Consider the following 1,516-nt stretch of genomic DNA (forward strand, 5'->3'; position numbering starts at 1 on the left):
GATCTATGCCGACTGGATGCCGAGCGCGGCCTATCTGAAGCAGGGTCCGTCGGGCGTGGAGACGGTGCATTACGAAAAATCGGCGGCGGAAACGGTGCGCGACGCGCATATCAAGGCCGCGCGCCGCGGCGTCAGGATGTTTGCAGAGGATATTCGCCCGGTCTTCGACCTGCTGAACCCGGCAGAACTGCGCGCCTATAATGCGCGGATCTGGGGCGAACTTTGCGCCAGCCCGCCCAAATCGCTCTACAAGATGCTTTCCGCCATCCCGCACGATGCGCTGGCGGGCACGCGGACATGGAAGACGATCGGCGATTACTGGATGCCGAACTGGCGCTATGCCAAGCCCGACGCCAAGCTCTTCCCGTCAAAGCGTTCCTATCGCACGACCTATCTTCGCCGGTATCTCAAATGGCATCTGCCGCCATCGGCGTGGCGCCTCGCCAACAAGATCGATGCCATGCTTCGCAAACACATCTAGCCCGGGCGTCCCCCAGATCCTCAGCTCATGGACAATCTGATCCCCTCACTGCGGCTTTTCTGGCGGCACCTCGACAATGCGGGCAAGGCGCATCTCGTCTTCCTCTATTCGAGGTGGTCTCCGCCCTTGCGTTGTTCACCTATATCGCCGTCGTCGTCGGGCATTTCAGCGATGCGTCGGCGGCGATCCTGCGCTTCCTGCCCGATGTCAGCCATTATTCGGTGACCCAGCGCACGCTGGTCGGCGGCGCGGTGCTGATCGGGGTGTTTCTCGTCAAGAACCTGCTCGACGTGCTGACCCGCTTCATGCTCCAGCGCTTTGTGCTCAAGACCTACGAAAAGGTCGTGACGCGGTTCTTCAGCCTGCTGCTGAACCGCCCGCTCGAACGATTCCTCACGCGGTCGATCCAGACCTACATGCACTCGCTCGATGTCGCGATGACGCTGTTCCGCTCGGTATTGAGTTCGGCCGTCATGGTCATTGTCGATGTCGTGCTGGTGCTGGTCATGCTCGTCCTGCTTTTCGTCTTCGTCGATCCGGTGCTGCTGTTCCTGATCGTCGGCATATTGGGCGTGACGCAGGCCCTGATGCTGAAAGGCACGAAGAATATCGCGAACACGCTGGCGATGAAGCGCGAGGAGGCGTTGCGCAGCCTCAACTTCATCAAGACCGACGGGTTTCGCGGCACCATCGATCTGCGGCTTTCGAACCGCATCGGCACGGTGATCGACCGCTATGGCAAGGCGAACGAGGTGTTCTCGCTGTCGGACAGGCGCGTGCGCGGCATGGAGATGCTGCCGCGCGCGGTCAACGAGCTGGTGATCGCGGGTGCCATCGTCCTTACCGCCACCTATTTCGCGCAATCGGACCAGAGCATCGAATCCGCCTTTCCGTCGCTCGCCCTGCTCGGCTTTGTCGGGCTGCGCCTCACATCGATCCTGTCGCGCATGACCGAGAACCTGCAGCGCGTGCGCGACGGTCAGCATGTGCTCGGCATTTTCGAAAGGGAATATGCCGAAGCCGAAGGCGATATCG

General features: G+C 61.2%; 2 protein-coding genes. Both read left to right on the forward strand.

The features are described 5' to 3' along the window. Positions 1 to 481 (forward strand): hypothetical protein (locus AAFM29_RS18020; RefSeq protein ID WP_341714075.1); only part of this gene is annotated, 481 nt, incomplete at its 5' end. A gap of 113 nt (positions 482 to 594) precedes the next feature. Continuing rightward, positions 595 to 1,516: hypothetical protein (locus tag AAFM29_RS18025; protein WP_341714076.1), on the forward strand; the 922-nt coding region annotated here is incomplete at its 3' end.

The organism is Erythrobacter sp., assembly GCF_038133525.1.
Lineage (GTDB): Bacteria > Pseudomonadota > Alphaproteobacteria > Sphingomonadales > Sphingomonadaceae > Qipengyuania.